Annotated in this window: 21 protein-coding genes; 3 read left to right on the forward strand and 18 right to left on the reverse strand. The window is 37.6% G+C overall.

Annotated features, from left to right (window positions below):
* Window positions 1-402: 402 nt before the first annotated feature.
* From CH361_RS02050 to CH361_RS02090, 9 genes are all read right to left on the reverse strand, one after another.
* The gene (locus tag CH361_RS02050; RefSeq protein ID WP_100789153.1) at window positions 403-1698 is read right to left on the reverse strand and encodes an SMP-30/gluconolactonase/LRE family protein; all 1296 of its coding nucleotides are present in this window, start codon (window positions 1696-1698) and stop codon (window positions 403-405) included.
* A 4-nt stretch (window positions 1699-1702) separates the two neighbouring features.
* Window positions 1703-2938 (reverse strand): SMP-30/gluconolactonase/LRE family protein, encoded by a 1236-nt coding sequence (locus tag CH361_RS02055; protein ID WP_100789154.1) that lies wholly within the window; start codon window positions 2936-2938, stop codon window positions 1703-1705.
* A gap of 24 nt (window positions 2939-2962) precedes the next feature.
* Window positions 2963-3835: a M24 family metallopeptidase gene (locus CH361_RS02060; RefSeq protein ID WP_100789155.1), complete on the reverse strand. Its 873-nt coding sequence runs from the start codon at window positions 3833-3835 to the stop codon at window positions 2963-2965.
* An 80-nt stretch (window positions 3836-3915) separates the two neighbouring features.
* Window positions 3916-4713 carry a helix-turn-helix transcriptional regulator gene (locus CH361_RS02065; RefSeq protein ID WP_208861364.1) on the reverse strand — a complete coding sequence of 266 codons (798 nt, stop codon included), beginning with the start codon at window positions 4711-4713 and terminating at the stop codon, window positions 3916-3918.
* Window positions 4714-4772: 59 nt separating this feature from the next.
* Complete coding sequence (locus CH361_RS02070; protein ID WP_100789156.1) at window positions 4773-5195, reverse strand: iron chaperone; 423 nt, start codon at window positions 5193-5195, stop codon at window positions 4773-4775.
* A 12-nt stretch (window positions 5196-5207) separates the two neighbouring features.
* Entirely contained in the window at window positions 5208-6599 is a 1392-nt protein-coding gene (locus tag CH361_RS02075) for an MATE family efflux transporter (protein ID WP_100789157.1), read from the reverse strand.
* Window positions 6596-6976 carry a hypothetical protein gene (locus CH361_RS02080; RefSeq protein WP_100789158.1) on the reverse strand — a complete coding sequence of 127 codons (381 nt, stop codon included), beginning with the start codon at window positions 6974-6976 and terminating at the stop codon, window positions 6596-6598. The genes CH361_RS02075 and CH361_RS02080 overlap by 4 nt, the downstream gene beginning before the upstream one ends.
* 114 nt (window positions 6977-7090) lie before the next feature.
* Entirely contained in the window at window positions 7091-8065 is a 975-nt protein-coding gene (locus CH361_RS02085) for an SRPBCC family protein (RefSeq protein ID WP_100789159.1), read from the reverse strand.
* 1 nt (window position 8066) lies between these two features.
* Entirely contained in the window at window positions 8067-8420 is a 354-nt protein-coding gene (locus CH361_RS02090) for an ArsR/SmtB family transcription factor (protein ID WP_100789160.1), read from the reverse strand.
* Window positions 8421-8803: 383 nt separating this feature from the next.
* On the opposite strand from CH361_RS02090, the gene CH361_RS02095 reads away from it, so the two are divergent.
* Complete coding sequence (locus tag CH361_RS02095) at window positions 8804-9526, forward strand: TonB family protein (protein WP_165782215.1); 723 nt, start codon at window positions 8804-8806, stop codon at window positions 9524-9526.
* A 59-nt stretch (window positions 9527-9585) separates the two neighbouring features.
* On the opposite strand, the gene CH361_RS02100 is transcribed toward CH361_RS02095, so the two are convergent.
* The 4 genes from CH361_RS02100 to gcvT are packed head-to-tail and all read right to left on the reverse strand — an operon-like array spanning window position 9586 to window position 14445.
* Entirely contained in the window at window positions 9586-9927 is a 342-nt protein-coding gene (locus tag CH361_RS02100) for a (2Fe-2S) ferredoxin domain-containing protein (RefSeq protein WP_100789162.1), read from the reverse strand.
* A 24-nt stretch (window positions 9928-9951) separates the two neighbouring features.
* Window positions 9952-12864 (reverse strand): aminomethyl-transferring glycine dehydrogenase, encoded by a 2913-nt coding sequence (gcvP, locus tag CH361_RS02105; RefSeq protein WP_100789163.1) that lies wholly within the window; start codon window positions 12862-12864, stop codon window positions 9952-9954.
* A gap of 16 nt (window positions 12865-12880) precedes the next feature.
* Window positions 12881-13273 (reverse strand): glycine cleavage system protein GcvH, encoded by a 393-nt coding sequence (gene gcvH / locus CH361_RS02110; RefSeq protein ID WP_100789164.1) that lies wholly within the window; start codon window positions 13271-13273, stop codon window positions 12881-12883.
* 29 nt (window positions 13274-13302) lie between these two features.
* Window positions 13303-14445, reverse strand: a complete 1143-nt coding sequence (gcvT, locus tag CH361_RS02115; RefSeq protein WP_100789165.1) for a glycine cleavage system aminomethyltransferase GcvT — start codon at window positions 14443-14445, stop codon at window positions 13303-13305.
* A gap of 47 nt (window positions 14446-14492) precedes the next feature.
* On the opposite strand from gcvT, the gene CH361_RS02120 reads away from it, so the two are divergent.
* Window positions 14493-15512: a synaptic vesicle VAT-1 family membrane protein gene (locus tag CH361_RS02120; RefSeq protein ID WP_100789166.1), complete on the forward strand. Its 1020-nt coding sequence runs from the start codon at window positions 14493-14495 to the stop codon at window positions 15510-15512.
* Window positions 15513-15648: 136 nt separating this feature from the next.
* Here the strand turns inward: CH361_RS02120 and CH361_RS19650 are convergent, their stop codons facing one another.
* The 4 genes from CH361_RS19650 to CH361_RS02135 all read right to left on the reverse strand — a co-directional run bounded on the left by CH361_RS19650 (window position 15649) and on the right by CH361_RS02135 (window position 17873).
* Window positions 15649-15819, reverse strand: a complete 171-nt coding sequence (locus CH361_RS19650; protein WP_165782216.1) for a hypothetical protein — start codon at window positions 15817-15819, stop codon at window positions 15649-15651.
* Between the two features lie 26 nt (window positions 15820-15845).
* Entirely contained in the window at window positions 15846-16427 is a 582-nt protein-coding gene (locus CH361_RS02125) for a hypothetical protein (RefSeq protein WP_100789167.1), read from the reverse strand.
* A gap of 67 nt (window positions 16428-16494) precedes the next feature.
* On the reverse strand, window positions 16495-17637 hold the full coding sequence (locus tag CH361_RS02130; protein ID WP_100789168.1) for a suppressor of fused domain protein: 1143 nt from the start codon (window positions 17635-17637) through the stop codon (window positions 16495-16497).
* On the reverse strand, window positions 17637-17873 hold the full coding sequence (locus CH361_RS02135) for a hypothetical protein (RefSeq protein WP_100789169.1): 237 nt from the start codon (window positions 17871-17873) through the stop codon (window positions 17637-17639). Before CH361_RS02135 ends, CH361_RS02130 begins: the two co-directional genes overlap by 1 nt.
* Before the next feature lie 150 nt (window positions 17874-18023).
* Here CH361_RS02135 and CH361_RS02140 point away from each other — a divergent pair, with 150 nt between their 5' ends.
* Window positions 18024-18629 carry an alpha-ketoglutarate-dependent dioxygenase AlkB family protein gene (locus CH361_RS02140; RefSeq protein WP_100789170.1) on the forward strand — a complete coding sequence of 202 codons (606 nt, stop codon included), beginning with the start codon at window positions 18024-18026 and terminating at the stop codon, window positions 18627-18629.
* On the opposite strand, the gene CH361_RS02145 is transcribed toward CH361_RS02140, so the two are convergent.
* Window positions 18626-19210 carry a DUF4269 domain-containing protein gene (locus CH361_RS02145; RefSeq protein ID WP_100789171.1) on the reverse strand — a complete coding sequence of 195 codons (585 nt, stop codon included), beginning with the start codon at window positions 19208-19210 and terminating at the stop codon, window positions 18626-18628. The two genes, CH361_RS02140 and CH361_RS02145, sit on opposite strands and share 4 nt — an antisense overlap.
* Window positions 19211-19231: the final 21 nt, after the last annotated feature.

Here is a 19231-nt window from a genome sequence, read left to right on the forward strand (position 1 = left end):
GCGGGAAATTTTTTTCATAAGTGGGGGAATTGGAATTGAATTGAGAATTTGGTCAAGTGGGATTTCGGGACGTTAGGCGTGGCGTTTGGTACAGGATTGGATATTAGTATCCCCGCCCGATTTGAGGGAGGGGAACTAGACCCGCCTCCCAATGAGTTCCAAATACCATAACTTTCCCAAAAAGAAAATTTCTATTGGGAATCCAAAAAAAATAATTTTTGAATGTTCGTATTTTTATCTCGTTCGTTCAGGTTTACGTTAATTTGGGTTTTGATTTTTTTTTCCTGCCACCGATCGCAGTGGAAATCCTTTCCCATCGGGAAAGATTGGAACGGAGAGCGGGATCGCCTTGCCGATGATCGTTTTGTTTTCGAACCAATTGCGAGGCGCCCAAATCTTCATTTAAATATTGTTAGGGTAAGGCATGGTTACAAAACCTTTGAATCCATCTTGGTATACAGCCAGGTATAACTTTTCTTTTCCAGGAACAACGACAATGATATAAGAAAATAAACTTCCATCATGGACTGCGTAATATAAAGGTATATCTCCGTTAGGTGACAGTGCTATGATTGCCGTTTTTTTGGATACGGGTTGTAGGCTTTCCGGAATGTAGAGAACTAGGCGTTTCCAAAATGGATGTTTGTGTAACCAAGTAATGAGTTTAGATCTTTCTACAGGAATGGCGATCCATATACGGCCTTTTGCGTCTCTATCCATACCATCAGGAAATCCAGGAAGGCCTTCGATTACCAATTCGTCTTTTCCTGATTTATCACCGGTTAGGTGTAGTCGAATGAGCCTCGATTTAGAAAGTTCGTTAAGTAGAATAGATGATTCTTGTTCACCTTGAGTGTATTCTAACAAAATTCCATCTAAGTAAGTGTATTGATGAGCGACTAAACTTGCTGTGTTATCTTTGAGATCATATTTCCAAAGATGTCCATTACGTCCTAAAGTTAATACTTCATCCTTTGATTGAGAACTAACACCCAAAATTGAGTTTGGATGGTCATAAGGTTCGGTGAAATAGATTCTTTCTCCGTCTTTGCTAATTGCTAAATCATCTGCTTTTTCCACATTACGGCTATTAGTTTCATTTAGCTGAGAGATTGGTATTTTGGTTTCTTTGCCAAGAGGATAAAAAACTCCAATTTGATCATTTGATGGTTCTTTTGTTTTGTCTGCAATGGGGACACGAGTTCCAATTTTACGAATCAGTTTGGTTGAAATGGTTAATTCATATATCCCTGGACCATCAGACAAACTTGTATTATGTTGTTTTCCACGAGATAAACACATATAAATGATGTCTTGATTTTTAGGATGAAAGACCATGCCACCGGGTAATAGTGGTGTTTTTACAAACGGTTCTGCTTGGTTGTTTGTCAGGTCTACTTTCCAAATCCATCCATCAATAGACGCTACAAAGGCTCTTCCTAAATCTTCTTGAAGAAGGATTTCATCTTGGGCTGGCAAAAGTGATCCGTCGATACTTATGTTTTGTTTAATTACATCTTCTTTAGATTTGATGGATTCGATTGCCTGATTGTAAGGTAACTCGACTGGTTCTTTGATTTGGTTCTTAAAATACTCTTCTGGAGTTTTACACGAAAATAAAACCAAAACTGCAGTGAGTGCATACAAAGGAATGTTAATCCAATTGCATTTTATAGATAGGTAGTTTGTTTTTCTCATTTTTCTATTCACCTAACTTTAAATTATCGATATGAACTGAATATAAACCTTTTGATGATGTATCAAAAGAAGGGAAGTAAATAGAATCTAAATTGGGTACTGCTACCGATATATCCTTAATTTTAGAACCATCATGCATAGAATAATAAAGTGCTTTTGATCCAGAAGGATTGATCACTAAAATTCCTGTTTTTTTTGCGATTGGTAAAATTCTTTGTGGAAGAGATAGTAAAAAAGGTTTGATCCAGGGATTATTATGTACCAAATTCATAAGCCCAGAACGTGGTTTAATGATACCAACCCAAATCCTACCTTTTGCATCTCTTTCTAAACCATCAGCAAGGCCTGGAAGATTTTCAAATAGAACTTCAAACTTTCCTTCTTGTTTGCCACTGATGTTTGCTTTGATGATTCTAAACTTCGTTGTTTCCGTGATGATGACAGATTCTTCTTTTGTTGTGGAATGATCTGCGATAATGATACCGTCTACAAAAGTAAAACCAGTCATGATGAGAGAGATTGTATTTTGTTTACGATCATACATCCATAGTTTGCCATGAGGATAGAGTCCGATGGCCTCGGGTACTGCTCCACTTCCCATCGCTGCATCAGGGCGTTCAAATGGTTCTGATATATAAATACGATTGCCGTCATTAGAAACAGCAAGATCATTACATAAAGCAAAAGGCCTTGAGTTTGATTCATTCAAATTTTTGAGTGAAAAGGTTGGTCTTTTGGACTCAGGATATACTGTTTCAAAATCTGATTTTTCTAATTTGGGTAAGTTCAGTAACAAGGGAACTACCGATTTTGTTTTTATATTGATTTCATATAAACCAACTCGATTGCTTTCATCATAACTTACACCACCAAGTCTTGAGGCACAGGTAAGTATCGATTCATTGGATTTGTTTGAAAATTGTAATCCTGCTGGGTTTACTGGTGGTTTTACCCAAGCCTCTGCTGAATTTGTTTTAAAATCCAATTTCCAAATCCATCCATCCATTCCTGAAGCATAAGCGATCTTATTTTTATTATCAAAAATAAGATCATCGTGACCAGGTAAGTCTGGAAAGCTGATATTTAAATGATTTAAAAATGGATCTGGTTGGGTTACTTCTGTTATTGAACTTGGAACACTATCTAGTTTATAGGCTTCTCCAATTTTAATATTTCCACTATTACATCCAATAGTTACTAATAAGACTGATAATAAATTAATAGTAGTTTTGATTTTCATTTTGTTTCCTGTGATTTTTATATTCTAGTTTTGGTATTTTTTTACATGAGGAACTTCGTCGTCGAGCCAGTAAGCTTTGTCTTTTTCGACAACAAGGATTTCTTCAAACTTAAATCCAGTTTTCCCTCTACCTAGATGTGGTTCCACGGCCCATAAACCAACCTTATCTCCTTCATGGTCAGGTGTGAGTAACTCTGGTAAAATTTTATGTGTCAAAAATTCATAAGAGCCTTGTAAACTAAACCAACTTGCAAAACTAATTGGTAGAATGGGAAGAGGTAGTTTGGGAAGGTTTACTTTATATACTCGATGACCGAGCACTGCAAATGGATACAAAGAGTGTACATTATCATATCCTGCTTTTTTAGAATCGGCATCAATTTTCCACCAAATCTCAGAAGCTGTCATCGATGAATTAAAGTATTTAGGGATTTCTTTTCGAAGTTGTAATAAATATTCCATCCCTTGGTCAAGTTCGGAGTTTTTGATTAGTGAAGAGGAGTAACCTATATCTCCAATATAACCATCTAACACTGGCGATACATCTAGAATAAATGATTCTTCTTCTTTTAGTATTTTTTTACCTGGATGGAATTGAGTAAAACGTTTGTATCCATCAAACCTTGCATGTTCACCAAACCAGGCGAAAGGCCTATGTAAAAAAATCTTTACACCATGGTCTCGTAAATATTCATCCATACGTTTTGCCGTTTGTTTTTCTGTCCAACCAGGTCGCATTTCTTTTTCTATTGTAGTAACACAATCGTATGCAAGTCTTTGAGCTTTTAAAAATCCTGATTTTTGTTCTGCAGTGGGAATTCGAATGGATTCAGAACTAAGTTTCGAAAATTTGGCAGATAGTTTTGATAACAATCCTCTTTCGTTTGTTAAGGGCATAGACTCTCCTTCTCGTGGTAGAGGAAAATGGTAACAAATTCTTAAAATCTATGCTTGAATGATTCCGGTATTTTTAGGATTTATTGAGGACTTTCATCTGGTTCGCAAAATCGAACTTCTGCTGTTTTGAGATGCCCAAAGAATAAAGAAGGAATGAATCCAAAATTTTCTTTAAAGGTTCTGGAAAAATGGGCCGAGTCGGAAAATCCAGCAGCATGTGCAGCTTCCGTAAGATTGTTACCTGCTTTTAATTCTTTGACTGCACGTAAAATTCTCACCCATAACAAATATCTTCGTAATGGGATCCCTAGCTTTTCCTTAAACAAACGAATCAATCTGTCTTCTGAAATGGAAAAATCTTTTCCAATTTCATTCATCCGGATGCTATCGGGAACTTCCATTCTAATTTTTTGTGCAATTTTTTGAATTCTTGGATCTATATTGGTTTCCAACCTTTCAAATGGGTAAACCGTACGAAGTAAATCTAATTGAAGTTTGGTGGCTTCATCGTTATTTAGATCACCGTAATAAAGAGACCAAAGGGAATTGATTAAAGGTAAAAAATTTTGGATGTCGAGTCGTTTGACTTCACCCGAAGCAATGTATTTAGAGATAGATCCAAATTCATAAGTTTCTGGATCAATGAGTAGAGCTATCATCTCCACTCCTGGAGAAATGGTTCTATGATGAGTATTGGATCCGACTAAAGCAACTCGGTAGTTTTCTCTCCCTAATTCAGTTTCTATTGTGATATCTTTTTCTAATGAAATGGCGAGTGTAGCAGCATAATGTGCATGAAAATCAGTTTGCATTTGGTTCGTTGCAAACATCACACGACTGTTCCATAAATAAAGTATGCTTTTGTTTTCAAACTCCATTTAAGATCCTAGTATTTAGAAAAGAAAGTAGTAATAACGTAAAATTAATAACTCATCTTTCATGATTTTTTCGAGATTTTTTTTGGGGTATGTGTAGTCTTTTTTTTTTGAACTTTTTTCTTTGTTTTTTCTAAATTTTCCGCAATTCGAAATTTAACAATTTTTTTGATTAAAACATAGGGAATCGGTTCGTTTAAAGGAAATTGAATGGAACCTTTTCCAAATTTATATTTTGAAATTTCTTTTTGGAAGGCAATGTTTCCAGAAGGAAGAGCATAAAAACCGATATGTTTTGCGTATGCTGCAAAATGTACTAAACTTCCATTTTGCACAAATGTAGGAATTCCATAACTTATTGTTTCTGTTGCGTCTGGTGCTTCTTTTTGAATCGTATTTCGAATTTTCTGAAGGATGGTTTGAACATCCTTTGGAAAGTTTTCTATATACTCATCCATTGAATTCGGAGTTTTTGTCGATTTCATAGTTGGTCAGTCTTAAACCTTTGCTTGTTTCCAACTTCCTTTTGTAAATAACCAAAGTGTAAAAACACCTACAGAGGACTCAGAAATCATGATTGCCCAAAAAACTCCACTGGGTCCAAATGCTAAGTATTTTCCTAATACATAAGCTAGTGGAATTTGAATGATCCAAAAGAAAACCACATTGATTTTTGTAGGGGTGATTGTATCGCCAGCTCCATTAAAGGCCTGACCTGCCGCCATCCACCAAGCATAGATAAAATAAGAATAAGATACAATTTGTAACCATTCTCCACCGATCCGAATGACTTCTTTATCTTCGCTAAAGATTGCAATTAAGTTTTCGCCATAGAAATAGTAAACAATGGCAACGAAGATCAAATAACCCATGTTACAGAAGCCAGTAAACCATACAGATTGTTCTGCACGTTCTGGTTTTCCCGCTCCCAGGTTTTGACCGACTAAAGTGGCAACGGCATTCGACATTCCCCAAGAAGGCATCAAGGTAAACATCATGGTTCTCATTGCTATGGTGGCACCGGCCACAGTTTGACTACCGAATTCAGAAAGGATTCTCATGATAAAAATCCAAGATGTCATTCCCACAATCATTTGGCCGATTCCACCAAGAGAAGTTTTTAATAAACCTTGAATCGTTTCCCATTCAATTTTCAAATGTGATTTAAGGATTTTTATGTGTTTTCCGCCCTGGAAAAGTAACCATAATTGAAACAATACACCGATTCCACGTCCTAGGTTTGTTGCAATCGCTGCACCTGTGATTCCATAAGCAGGAATTGGTCCCCATCCAAAAATGAAAATAGGATCTAAAATGATGTTTAATCCATTTGAAATCCACAATACTCTCATGGAAATCGCAGCATCTCCCGCACCTCTGAACACTGCATTGATTAGGAAAAGAAGAACAATTACTATGTTACCACCTAACATCCATTGCATATAATGGTATCCTTCGGTGATCACCCATTCGTCTCCACCCATAAGGATCAAAAGTTCCTTGGAGAAAAATATTCCAGCAATGGCAAAAGGAATGGAAGCAAAGATAGCGATCCAAATGGATTGAACCGCTGCAATTCCTGCTTTATCTTTTTCTTTTTCTCCGATCCTTCTGGCAACTATGGCAGTTACCGAAAAAGATAAACCCATCGCGACCGAATAAAGAAGAAATAAATAAGTTTCTGTAAGACCCACGGTGGCAACGGCAGAAGCACCTAAAGCACTTACAAAATAAATATCCACAACGGCAAAAACAGACTCTAAAACAAGTTCCAATACCATCGGAACAGAGAGTAGGAATAATGCCTTACGAATACTGACTTCTGTGTAATCTTCCTCTGAACCAGCGAGAGCTTTTTTTAAATCATTCCACAAACTAGCACCTGTCATTTTGAGTTTTCCTGCCATAGATAAATTTTACCACCTAGATAAGCAATCGGTAGTGTGAGAAACACGAGAGACCAAGAATACCACCAAGGTCCTAAATGGCCAGCAAAGATAACGCCCGTAATACTAAGTATCAATCCGATTCCACCTAAGATAAAAGAATGTTTCATTGGGTTTTTGGGTGCTAATTTTGCGGTTAAGTAACATCCAAAAATACTAAAAACAATTCGATAACTTAATACAAATAAAACCAATGAAGCGGATATGTGTAGATGGTCATAAGGAATGATTCCTAAAATTTTTAATATTGTATCGAAGAGAATAGATAGGATCACATTGGATAATAATCCTGCAATGACTGCAATAGAACTTTTTAGCATATTGATAATTTTCCTTTAAAGTCGGTTTCTTAGCCCAACAAAATTGATTTATTAAGTCACATACAAGATGATAAAAAAATATTTATCTAAATCTTTTGTAAATTGAGTGATTTACTAAGATTTATTCTTCTTATCTAGATATAGATTGAGTCTTGAAAGTGTTTCTTTGCCACCTTCTATGGCTCCAATACCCAACTTTGCATTTCGAACGTTTGTATCAGAAAAAGTCATTTGCATCTTAATGATTGTCCGGTTCGTTTCGAGGGCTATTAGAAACACCTTCACTAAAAAATCATCTTTTTTATTTTTGTCACCCGATCCATGTGAGTATTCCATATAATCGAATTTTCTGATTTCTTTGTATTCTATGAGGTTTGGATAATTTGTACCATCTGGCCCGAGCATATTAAAAATCCATTTTCCACCAACTCGAAAGTCTTTTGATTGTGTAGTTGTTTTGAATCCGTTGGGTCCCCACCACTCTCCAATGGAGTCTGAATCTGCAAATGCGTTGAAAACTAATTCTTGTGGGTGGTTTAAGATTTTTTCTATATAAATTTCGTTAGGTTTGGGAAGAGCATTCTCATCTAATTTTTCAAAACTTTCTGACCAACTTTCTTTCATTCCTGATTTTGCGAAACCATCACGAATTTGATTGTTTGCAAATTCAGTTATGAGAATTACTTTTGTTTTCCCATCAATTTCTTCAAATAATACTCTCAATTTTGAATTTAAGAGTTCTCGACTACTGATAGGCCCTGTTAGTTTTTGAATTTCATTTACCCATTCGTCAGGATGTTCATCAACTAAATCACTGATTACAAAACTTTGCAAAGGGGTGATTTCTAAAAATTTTCCAATGACTGGATAGTTTACTCCTTCAGGAGATCGCATAACAATTCTGTACGATCCTCCTACTTTAAAATCAAATTCAACAGTAGGATTTGTGAATCCGTTGGGTCCCCACCATTTTGAAATATGCAAAGGGTTTGTCCATACTTCCCAAACGAGTTGAATGGGAGCATCAAACATCCGTTCAATACGAACTATTTTTTCTTCTAATGTAAGAACTGATTCTGATTTAAACATTTTAGTTTTTCCCTTTTGATTTTTGTAATTCTATTAAATAAGCATCTAAACGATCTAATCGTTCTTCCCAAATTTTTTTGTATTGTTCCAACCATTCATTGGCTTCTTGAAGAGCTTCTACTTTCAATCGACAAGGTCGAAATTGAGCTGACTTCCCTTTTTCGATTAATCCGGCTTTTTCCAGCACCTTCAAGTGTTTGGAGATTCCTGGTAAACTCATCTGGAAGGGTTCGGCTAATTCTAGAACTGTTGCTTCCCCAGATACTAATTGCATTAGGATCTTTCGGCGTGTTGGATCCGCCAGCGCCTGGAATGTCGCATTCAGGGTTTCTTCTGGATCTTTTAGTTTAACCATTTAGCTAATTAACCTTTTGGTTAATTAAAGGAAAGAAGGAAATTCTGTCAAGGGAAATTGGTGGGATTTGGCGGGTACAGTATCCCCGCCCGAATGAGGGAGGGGAACTAGACCCGCCTCCCAATGTGTTCCTTCTATCACACTTTCTCAAGTTTCACCAGCACATCCGCCTTTCCCTAAAAAATTCACACCGAAAGTTCGTAGTTTCACAAAGGAATGAAGTTTAAAGACTAAGTAATTATTTGATTCTTAACCCTGTCATGGTGAGCCTAATTCGTTAGTTGCGCCACCGGTCAGAAATTTGTTCTACAAGGAAATATGGAATTTAAAACATTTGATGTTACCGGTAAATCATCCTAGAACGACAGATTATGCTAAAAAATATGGTCAAGTTTTTATTAATCCTTCTGTTTCTATCTTCTGGATGCACATTACAGAAAAAAAGTAAAACTATTCAAGTTGAATTACTAACTAATGCAGCCGATCTCGGAAATATTGAAATCTTAAAAAATGAACTACGCCTTGATCCCGATATCATAGATATGAAAAATGAATTTGGATTCACTGCTCTGATGGTTGCTGCACAAACAGGAAATCTTGAAATAGCAAAGGAGCTCATTCAAAGAAAAGCTAATTTGAATTTAGTTTCCAATAATAATTTAAATTCGCTTTTATATGCTGCACTTTATGGACACAAAGACATTTTGAATCTCCTTATTGAAAATAATGCGATTGATAACTTAAAAGTGAACGAACGAAATGCTCTAAGCTTATATACGTATCTATACGAAACTGATTCAGATTCTACAAATGATAATTACGAAGATTATGTCATAGCAGATACACCACCAATCCCCGTTATTGAAATTAACGTTAAAAAATTTCATCCTGAAGTGGGAAAATGGCCAAGAACTAATAAGGTTGTTGTTCTTTATGTGGAAATTAATGAAAAAGGAATTCTAAAGTCGGCGAAAGTTGTCTCTGGATCTGATCCAATTTATAACAATCCTGCCTTAGAAATTATAAAGAGAATCAGATTTCTACCTGCATACAATAATGGTGTTGCCGTAAAAGCAAGGTATAGATTTCCAATTCTATTTGATTGATTTTCTCTGTAAAGAAGATTTGTATAACAGCTGTTAGTCCGATGATTCTTGGCGGGTAGTTATTCTTCTTCTTCTTCTGCTACTGCATCATCTGCAACAACTAAGTGACTGTATTTTTCTGGTTGGTTCGATTTTAAATAAAATTCTAAAATGGTTTCCACATCGGCTTCGGTTTTCATGGCAAACCATTTCCCCTCGGGGTAAGATACTTGGATGGGACCAAGTTCACAACGATCCAAACAACCAGATTTTTGGACTCTGAATTTATATTGGATTCCGGCCTTTGCTGCTTTTTGTTTGAGAAGTTTTAGAAGTTCGATAGAACCTTGATTCCCGCAAGACACCCGTTCGCCGGGTGCCCTTTGGTTTTCGCAGACAAAAACATGTTTTTCGTAAAACATTTGTTTTTCTTTTCCTTAAATTTTCTAAACGGCGTAGTCTTCCATGGGAATACAAGAACAAACTAGGTTACGATCTCCGTACACATTGTCCACGCGACCTACACTTGGCCAGAACTTACGTGTGCGTAACCAAGGAAGAGGGTAAGCTGCTCGTTCTCTTGGATAAGAATGGTTCCAAGAGTCGCTGATGACCATGTCTGCCGTGTGCGGAGAATTTTTAAGAGGATTGTCTTCTTTGGAAAGAACTCCCGACTCGATATCTTTGATTTCACCGGCAATGGCTAACATGGAATCAATGAATCTGTCGAGTTCTTCTTTCGATTCAGATTCTGTTGGTTCGACCATTAGAGTTCCTGGAACAGGAAAAGACATGGTGGGTGAATGGAAACCGTAGTCAATCAGACGTTTGGCGATATCTTCCACTTCCACAGCGCTACCTTTTTTGAATCCACGCATATCCAAAATACATTCGTGAGCCACAAGGCCTTTGTTACCGCGATATAAAACCGGAAATGAAGATTCTAATTTTTTAGCGATATAGTTGGCATTGAGGATTGCAATCTTAGTTGCAAATTGTAATCCTTCAAATCCAAGCATTGCAATGTAAGCCCAAGAGATCACAATGATAGATGCGGATCCCCAAGGAGCAGCAGATACCGCCCATTGGCTGTTATTCGATCCATTTTCCACAAGGCTATGTCCTGGAAGGAAAGGTGCTAAGTGTTCGGCAACTCCAATTGGCCCAACACCAGGCCCACCACCACCGTGAGGGATACAAAAAGTTTTATGAAGGTTTAAATGGCAAACATCTGCACCAATATCACCAGGTCTAGTGAGTCCGACCTGTGCGTTCATATTGGCTCCATCCATATACACTTGCCCACCATTATCATGAATGGTTTGGCAAATTTCTTTGATGGATGCTTCGAACACACCGTGAGTGGAAGGATAGGTTACCATAAGGGCACCTAAACTACTTTTGTATTCGATTGCTTTTTTCTTAAGATCATCTACATCAATGTTACCATTGGAATCACAATTCACAGGAACCACTTTGAATCCAGCCATCACTGCGGATGCAGGATTGGTTCCGTGTGCAGAAATAGGAATGAGACAAATGTCTCTATGCATATCGTTACGACTTTGGTGGTAGTTACGAATTGCAAGTAAACCTGCATACTCGCCTTGCGAACCAGCGTTAGGTTGGAGAGATACTTCCGCAAATCCAGTGATTTCACAAAGCCATTTTTCTAATTGGCTAAAAAGAGTTCTGTATCCTTCCGTTTGATTTTCTGGAACAAATGGATGGATATTCGATAATTCCGGCCAAGTCACAGGATACATTTCCGTAGACGCATTGAGTTTCATGGTACAAGACCCAAGAGCAATCATAGAAGTGGTAAGTGATAAATCTTTGGATTCGAGTCTACGAATGTATCGTAACATCTCTGTTTCTGTATGGAAACTATTAAAGACAGGATGAGTTAGATATTGGGATTTTCTTTCCAACAATTCAGGGATTTTCCATTCCTCTTTTTTGGTTAGATCTTCTAATTCAAAATGGAGGGATTTGTTTTCGTTAAATATTTCCAAAAGGTCTTTGATATCTTTTAGATTTGTTGTTTCATCTAAAGAGATGCTGATCACGTGACCAGAAACCTGTCTGATATTGATTTCTCTTTCTTCCGCATAGTGGATGATCTCTGCAGAAGAAATTTTAGAAAGTTCCACACGAATGGTATCAAAGTAGGGATTGGAAATGATTTTGTATCCAAGTTTTTCAAGACCAGTGGCAAGGATCGTTGTCATACGATGGACTCGTGATGCAATTTGTTTTAAACCTTTAGGCCCGTGGTAAACGGCATACATAGAAGATAATACAGCAAGTAAAACTTGTGCTGTACAAATGTTAGAAGTCGCTTTGTCTCGACGGATGTGTTGTTCTCGTGTTTGGAGGCTTAGGCGGTAACCAGGTTTTCCTTGAGAGTCTTTTGAAACTCCAATGAGACGACCAGGCATATTTCGTTTGTATTCTTCTTTGGTGGCAAAGTATCCTGCATGGGGCCCACCAAATCCGAGTGGCAATCCAAATCGTTGTGTACTTCCTACAACAACATCTGCATTCATTTCACCAGGAGCTTTCAAAATGGTAAGTGCTAAAAGATCAGCAGCGACAACAGTTTTCGCGCCCACCTTGTGCAAACTTTCAATAAATTCACTGAAGTCGTAAATGGTTCCATCAGTAGACGGGTATTGGACAATGGCTCCAAAAAAATCATTAGAAGGAACCATCTTTTTAAAAGATCCAACAACAATGTTGATCCCAAGTGGAATCGCACGAGTGCGGATCACATCTAAAGTTTGTGGATGCACCGATTGAGATACGAAAAATGATTTTCCTTGTGTATCCTCTTTTAAAGAGAAAAGCATATTCATCGCTTCCGCGGCTGCTGTTCCTTCATCAAGTAGAGAAGCGTTGGCAATCTCCATCCCAGTGAGATCAGTGATCATGGTTTGGAAGTTGATGAGAGCTTCCATTCGGCCTTGTGCAATTTCTGCTTGGTATGGAGTGTAAGCAGTGTACCAACCTGGATTTTCTAAAATATTTCTTTGGATCACAGCGGGAGTGATACAAGAGTAATAACCTAAACCTAAGTACGACCTGTAGATTTTATTTTTAGAAACTATTTTCTTTAGTTCTTTCTGTAAAACAAATTCACCAACGGGACTTGGTAAATTGAGTTCCTTTCTTAAACGAATGTTTTCCGGAACTGCATCATTAATCAGATCATCCAATTCCTTATAGCCAATTGTGCTAAGCATCGAAGAAACTGTTTCATCTGTCACACCGACATGGCGACGGAGGAAGGTATCACTTGGTTCTAATGTTTCTTCGTAAGGGGAATGGAGAGGTGATGTAGGTTTTACAGAACTCACTTTAGAAAAACTCCTATTAATCTAATTTAGATACGTATTCTTTATATTGTGCTGCTGACAGTAGGCTTCCGAGTTCGGAAGTTTGGATGTTTTTTAATTTTACCATCCAAGTATCAAACGGTTCTGCATTCACTGCTCCGGGATTAGAACCAAGGTTTGCATTTGTTTCTACTACTTCGCCAGAAATGGGAGAATATAAATCTTCTGCCGCTTTTACTGATTCAATGGTTCCCAGACTGTCTTTGGCTTTGATTTGTTTTCCTGGTTTTGGTAAGTCGATGAAAACGATATCACCAAGTGCATTTTGTGCAAAGTCAGTGATTCCAATGAGAGCCACATCACCTTCTACTTTGACCCATTCATGTTTTTCGGTATAATAATATCCTTCTTTTGCTTGTGTATCTGCCATGATTTTTCCTCTTCGATTCTACTCTCGGTTTAACGATTGTTTCGGACACTGCCCTTTACGAAGGCTCCAGTCTCTACTTTTGCCAATTTCTTCTGCCCACGAATCTCCACAAATACTTCCGTTTGGTTTTTGGTGAAATCGGTGTCGAGAATGGCAAGTCCCAGGGATTCTTTGCGACTGGGGGAGTGGGTTCCTGAGGTGGATTTGCCAATTTCTTTCCCATCGCTAGAAAAAATTGGGAAATTTTCTCGCAAAACACCCGGTTCCATAAGGCGGATTCCTACAATTTTACGTTTCGAACCATTCTTTTTGTCCGCAATGATTCGCGAGTAACCCAAATAAGGTGAAGGTTTTTCTTTGACGATAAAATTGATTCCCGATTCTACAGGTGTCCATTCTGCATTCAGTTCATGGCCGTAAAGAGGGTATTTTGCCTCGAGCCGGAGTGTGTCACGGGCTCCAAGGCCTACGGGAACCAGACCAAAATCCTTTCCGATTTCTAATAAATCTTTCCAAAGAGTGAGTCCGAGTGTATTGGAAGTATAAATTTCAAATCCATCCTCTCCCGTATAACCAGTACGAGACACGATGATGGTTTCTCCTTTCCAATTCATTTCTTCAAAATGATAATAAAGGATAGAACTTAGATCTTTCCCAAGGTATTTTGCAAAGATTTCGTCTGCTTTGGGGCCTTGTAATGCAATTTGGTGCCAGTTTTTACTATCATCAACGACAGTTACGTTCCCTTTTTTATATGTTTCTAAATGTTTCGCAACAGCAGGGTAATTGGATGCATTGGAACAAATCATATACTTCGAATCATTAAATTTATAAACAGTGATGTCATCGACTAGTCCACCGGCCTCGTTCACCACTGCATTGTACTGCACTTGGCCCGGTTTCATACCAGTAATGGTATTACATGTCACTGATTCTAAAAACGAAAGAACATCTTCTTCTTTTCCTGTGACAAAGATTTCACCCATATGAGAAACATCAAAGAGTCCAGCTGTGGCTCTTGTAGCTAAATGTTCTTGGATGATTCCCGTATATTGTACGGGCATGTCCCATCCGCCGAAAGGAACCATCTTGGCTCCCATTTCTTTATGGATTGTATGTAAAGGTGTTTGTTTTAGTTCCACGGCACTCTCTCGTTCAGACTCTGGAACCATGGAAAAATGGTTTCATCGTTATGGAATAGAATTTTTTTTAAGATATTATGTTAAGAGAAGTCTATCGCATCGAAAAAACGGGATCTATCGATCAACTGCAAAGAAAATCAGAACCATTATCTGAACCAGAGGGTGATGAAGTGACCATTGAAGTGAAAGCCATTGGTCTTAACTTTGCTGATATATTTTCGATTTATGGTTTGTATTCCGCAACTCCTAAGGAAAGTTTCATTCCTGGTCTGGAATTTGCGGGAAAAATCGTAAAAATAGGCCAAAAAGTTAAGGATTTTCAAGTCGGCGACTCAGTGTTTGGTGTGACTCGGTTCGGGGCATACGCAACTCATCTTAACATCTCGGAAAAAACTGTGTTTCCACTTCCGAAGGGTTGGTCCATGCAAGATGGTGCTGCTTTTGTTGTGCAAGCACTCACTGCATACTATGCTCTTGTTCCACTTGGACAAGTGAAAGAAGGAGATCATGTTCTGATTCATAGTGCTGCCGGTGGAGTGGGAATCATGGCAGGTCATATCGCAAAGAAAAAAAAAGCAATCATCATCGGTCTTGTAGGTGATTCCGTTAAGTTTTCTATCTTAAAAGAGGTTGGTTATGATTATTTTCTCATTAGATCTCCTAAGTTTAAACAAGAGATGAGGAAAATTTTATCAGGACATCCCTTAAAAATAGTTTTAGAATGTTTAGGTGGTCGTTATTTTTACGACAGTTATGATCTCTTAGCACCTATGGGAAGGCTTGTTACCTATGGTAGTGCGAACTTCACACCATCACATTCATTCCGAAATTGGTTTTCTATCGCGTATTCTTACCTCAGAAGACCAAAAATTGATCCATTATCGATGATTTCAGACAATAAATCGGTGATGGGATTCAATTTAATATGGTTGTGGAATGAAATTGATGAATTAAGAAAACATTTTTCCGATTTAATGATCTTATCACTACCAAAACAAACGATTGGGCATGAGTTTACGTTTGATTCGATGCATGATGCACTCCGTACATTTCAATCGGGACAAACAATTGGTAAGATCGTCATCACAGTTCCGTAGAATGTGTATTAGTCTGTTTTTTAATTTGAATAAAAATTCATGCAAAAAATAAAATTTCTTTACATTAAAATTGATATGATTTAATTATGTCGTATCAATTCACTCTCTGTTTGCCAAGGACAGCCGTGTTTTGAAATCAAAAGATAAGGACGATCACAATGGTTGCTAAAAAGAAAGCCGCAAAAAAGAAAGCAGCGAAGAAAAAAGCTGCAAAGAAAAAATCTAAGAAATAACTTAGATTCGATTCTTCCTTCGAAACTCTCGAAGTAAGATTGTGTGAACCCGCAAAACCTGCGGGTTTTTTCATTTATAGAGGGTTTTGTTCGATCAAAATTAGGCAATTGCCCTTGTAAAACCCCTTCTACTCATCAAAAATCCTGATTTTTTATCTGAATTGGCTCTTTCCATACCAATAAATTGGAAATGATCCTTCTTATTGATCGAATCAAAGAGTGCTTTCATGAGCGATTCGATGTTCGGATGGATCACATTTTTATAACTTTTACGAGTATGATCCTTACCCCAAATTTCTAAATGGTCTGTATCGGGCATCTTGAGGATAAGAGAAGGGAGATCATAACGTTTCATCAGCACATTGCAGACTTCTTCGAAACCATACTCTGTGATGGAATTAAAATCAAAAAATACAAGTAGGTAGAGGATATTGGTTGGTTCCAATCGCCCGTTCTCATCAGAAATTTTCTGAATCCCATCTAAAACAACGTAGCGTAAATTCTTTGTTTGGATCCAAAGTTTTTGATCTTCGTGGCGTTTGAGGTTCACTTCTTCTGAAAACCGCTTCTGAAATACGGTAGAGAGGAAAAAACCGGAAGAATCTTGTCTTTCTTCAAGGATTCGTTCTAAAGAAAAGGGTTCAAACTCTAAATTGAAGTACTTTGTATACGTCTCTGCCATATCACTTAGAGTAACGGACAGATTTTAGAGTTTGAATCGGATTTTTTTAAAATTAAAACTTAGAAAATTAGAATTCTAACATCCTTCGTTCGCTGTCGTGAGAAAAACTATATCCTTCTTTCTTCCAAGTTTCCCAAAATTTTGCAGAACCTTCTCGCATAAAACAAATTCTTTCTTCAGTTGCGATAGGAGTTAATAATAGAAAATTGGCTCGTTTTCCATTCTCTGTGATGAGGCCAGAGAGTTGTGGTAAAGATTCACTAGAACCTTGTTCTAATTCCTCTGTAACGTTGCGTAGAACGAACCAGTTGAAGTCTAGATAGAGTTGGTCAGGATCTTTTCTTGGATTTTGAATCGTATGAGAATGACCAAACCAAATTCCTGTATTCCAAGGAAATTTTACCATCTCACCGAGAACATGTTGGATCCAAGTTTCTGATTTATCTTCTGCATCTTTTAAAAGTTGGATGGCAAAAACAAGTTCAATGCGAGAAAAGTTTTCGTATTCTTTGTGATAGAGTTCAATCGAAGGTTGGTTTTGAACACTCATCCCAATGGTGGAAAAGATTTTAATCCCAGGAAATTCTTTGGGTAAAAAAGAGGCAATTCCAAGGGAAGGATACTTCCCTCCATCAGCAGACCAATACTTCTCATGTTTCCCAAGTTTTGATTCTAAAAAATCCAATCGAAGTTTCTGTGCTTTCTTCCAATGATCTTTTTCGGCAACAGATTCCCAAAATTTACGATTGGCTTTCACTCGTTCGGCAATCACTCCATTTTCTGGATCACCAAGGGGAGAAGCTGTGGGAGCTTCTTCTTTTGCAAACTTTGCATATCCGTGGATCCCTTTGATCCCAGACCAAGAAGGAAGATAGGCTTGCAACTCTTCATCAACAAACAATGCCACTCCATCACCTTCTTCAGACCAAATAAAATGAATTTGGTCTTCTGTGAGTGAACTTTGTGCTTTTGTATCTGTAATTTCTGATTTGGTAAGAACCGGTGCAAATCCTGCATCAAAATCTTCATCCACTCGTGCATCGGGAGCATCGATCAAGTTTCTTACCCAAAGTGTTTTCATGGGCCACTCAGGGTTGTTATGTGATTGTAAGTAAAGGTAAATGGTTCTTCCATCATCTTCTAAAAATGCAGTAAAAGAACCGTAAGGATTTGCTTCTTGGTATAAAACTTTAGGGGTAATGGGATTCATTAAAATTTATGGGGAACCACTTTCTCTTTAAATTTTGCAAGTAGTTTGGCAATGGTTTCATCCATTCCGATTTCGAAATAAATATCTGGATAATAACCGGATGCATTTCTCAGACCGATGAGTTCTGGTTCGTTCCACTTCCGGTAGCCTTTCAAAGAGTTCCAAACTTCTTCCGAAGGAGAACGGTTTTCCTTTTTAGCGTCGATGAAAGATTGAATCGTGCGAGTTGGGGTCATACTATCGTATAGATTCTCTGGTCTGGAAGGGAAACCAACTAAAATTTTAGACTGTTACGTCAGTCTGTGTGGAATTTCATTGGATTTCTTTGGTGAGTGGGTGGAAAATTACAGTGACTTACTTTTTTCAGGCGACTTATCTCGAAATCCATGCACTTATTCCCAAGGTCTGAATCAGAAAACCTTTTACCTTATGACGGGGTTTTGTTGTATATTCCCCAATTTCTCCCCGCCAAGGAAGCAGATAGGTTTTTTACTGTTTTGATGGATGAGATAGAATGGAAGTCCGATGAAGCCATCCTCTATGGAAAACACATCACAACCAAAAGAAGTGTCGCCTGGTATGCGGAAAAAGGATTTTCCTACCGGTATTCGGGAACCACAAAAACAGCCCTACCTTGGTCCTCGTTACTTTTGGAATTAAAAACAAAAGTGGAGCAGACATCGAAAGAAAAATTCAATTCCTGTCTCTTAAATTTATACCATGATGGAAGTGAAGGGATGGCTTGGCATAGTGATGACGAAACCTCCTTACGTCCCAATTCAACCATTGCTTCTCTGAGTTTTGGTGCAGAACGATTCTTTCGTTATAAACATAAAAAAACAGGAGAGCAGGTTGAGTTACAATTAGAACACGGAAGTTTGTTACTAATGAAAGATGTGATCCAAAGGCATTGGTTGCATTCCCTTCCCAAGGCTATGAAAGTCAAACGACCAAGGATTAATTTAACCTTTCGTCAATTTGGATTGGTTTAAAAACCGTTTTTGGAAAGTAAATCCTTTAGTTGTTCATCGGATTTTTGATTCCATTGAACTAAAATTTTGTACGGATCTCCTTTTAAGTCCAATAATTTACAAAATGCAGGTTCTGTTTTGATACCCTCCTGTTTGAGGTTTCGAATCCTTTCGCGAAATGTTGGATTTGCTAATGTTAACAATCGGTTTTCTACCATCATGTGGATCCAACCATATTGTTCTGTTGGTTCTAAGGATTGTCCAAAAATCTCATATTGAAATTTTTTAGTTTTAAATCGGCAAATTAAAGTTACACGAAGATCTACCGTTTTCTCAACAAAAGAATATTCAGGTAGGTTCCGAAACTTTGCATAACAAATTTTTTGTAAATGAGCGGGGATATTAAATTTTACTAAAATATCAACATCGCTAGTTTCTGTATCGATATCCAATGGAATTGTTCCTGCAATCACAGGTTTAAATCCATTTAAACTCTTTAGAATTTTCCAATTTTCTAAATCGTCCGCTAATTCCTTTTGTTTTGCAGTTCCCGTTTGTAAGTAATCAACTTGAAGGAACGGATTGGTTAGCGCGGATTGCATATTATGTCTCTTGCACTCGGT

The organism is Leptospira brenneri (assembly GCF_002812125.1).
Lineage (GTDB): Bacteria > Spirochaetota > Leptospiria > Leptospirales > Leptospiraceae > Leptospira_A > Leptospira_A brenneri.

Coding starts and splice junctions, on each gene's coding strand:
- CH361_RS02050 (WP_100789153.1), bottom strand. CDS start 1,698: ATGAGAAAAACAAACTACCTATCTATAAAATGCAATTGGATTAACATT.
- CH361_RS02055 (WP_100789154.1), bottom strand. CDS start 2,938: ATGAAAATCAAAACTACTATTAATTTATTATCAGTCTTATTAGTAACT.
- CH361_RS02060 (WP_100789155.1), bottom strand. CDS start 3,835: ATGCCCTTAACAAACGAAAGAGGATTGTTATCAAAACTATCTGCCAAA.
- CH361_RS02065 (WP_208861364.1), bottom strand. CDS start 4,713: ATGGAGTTTGAAAACAAAAGCATACTTTATTTATGGAACAGTCGTGTG.
- CH361_RS02070 (WP_100789156.1), bottom strand. CDS start 5,195: ATGAAATCGACAAAAACTCCGAATTCAATGGATGAGTATATAGAAAAC.
- CH361_RS02075 (WP_100789157.1), bottom strand. CDS start 6,599: ATGACAGGTGCTAGTTTGTGGAATGATTTAAAAAAAGCTCTCGCTGGT.
- CH361_RS02080 (WP_100789158.1), bottom strand. CDS start 6,976: ATGCTAAAAAGTTCTATTGCAGTCATTGCAGGATTATTATCCAATGTG.
- CH361_RS02085 (WP_100789159.1), bottom strand. CDS start 8,065: ATGTTTAAATCAGAATCAGTTCTTACATTAGAAGAAAAAATAGTTCGT.
- CH361_RS02090 (WP_100789160.1), bottom strand. CDS start 8,420: ATGGTTAAACTAAAAGATCCAGAAGAAACCCTGAATGCGACATTCCAG.
- CH361_RS02095 (WP_165782215.1), top strand. CDS start 8,804: ATGGTCAAGTTTTTATTAATCCTTCTGTTTCTATCTTCTGGATGCACA.
- CH361_RS02100 (WP_100789162.1), bottom strand. CDS start 9,927: ATGTTTTACGAAAAACATGTTTTTGTCTGCGAAAACCAAAGGGCACCC.
- gcvH (WP_100789164.1), bottom strand. CDS start 13,273: ATGGCAGATACACAAGCAAAAGAAGGATATTATTATACCGAAAAACAT.
- gcvT (WP_100789165.1), bottom strand. CDS start 14,445: ATGGTTCCAGAGTCTGAACGAGAGAGTGCCGTGGAACTAAAACAAACA.
- CH361_RS02120 (WP_100789166.1), top strand. CDS start 14,493: ATGTTAAGAGAAGTCTATCGCATCGAAAAAACGGGATCTATCGATCAA.
- CH361_RS19650 (WP_165782216.1), bottom strand. CDS start 15,819: ATGAAAAAACCCGCAGGTTTTGCGGGTTCACACAATCTTACTTCGAGA.
- CH361_RS02125 (WP_100789167.1), bottom strand. CDS start 16,427: ATGGCAGAGACGTATACAAAGTACTTCAATTTAGAGTTTGAACCCTTT.
- CH361_RS02130 (WP_100789168.1), bottom strand. CDS start 17,637: ATGAATCCCATTACCCCTAAAGTTTTATACCAAGAAGCAAATCCTTAC.
- CH361_RS02135 (WP_100789169.1), bottom strand. CDS start 17,873: ATGACCCCAACTCGCACGATTCAATCTTTCATCGACGCTAAAAAGGAA.
- CH361_RS02140 (WP_100789170.1), top strand. CDS start 18,024: ATGCACTTATTCCCAAGGTCTGAATCAGAAAACCTTTTACCTTATGAC.
- CH361_RS02145 (WP_100789171.1), bottom strand. CDS start 19,210: ATGCAATCCGCGCTAACCAATCCGTTCCTTCAAGTTGATTACTTACAA.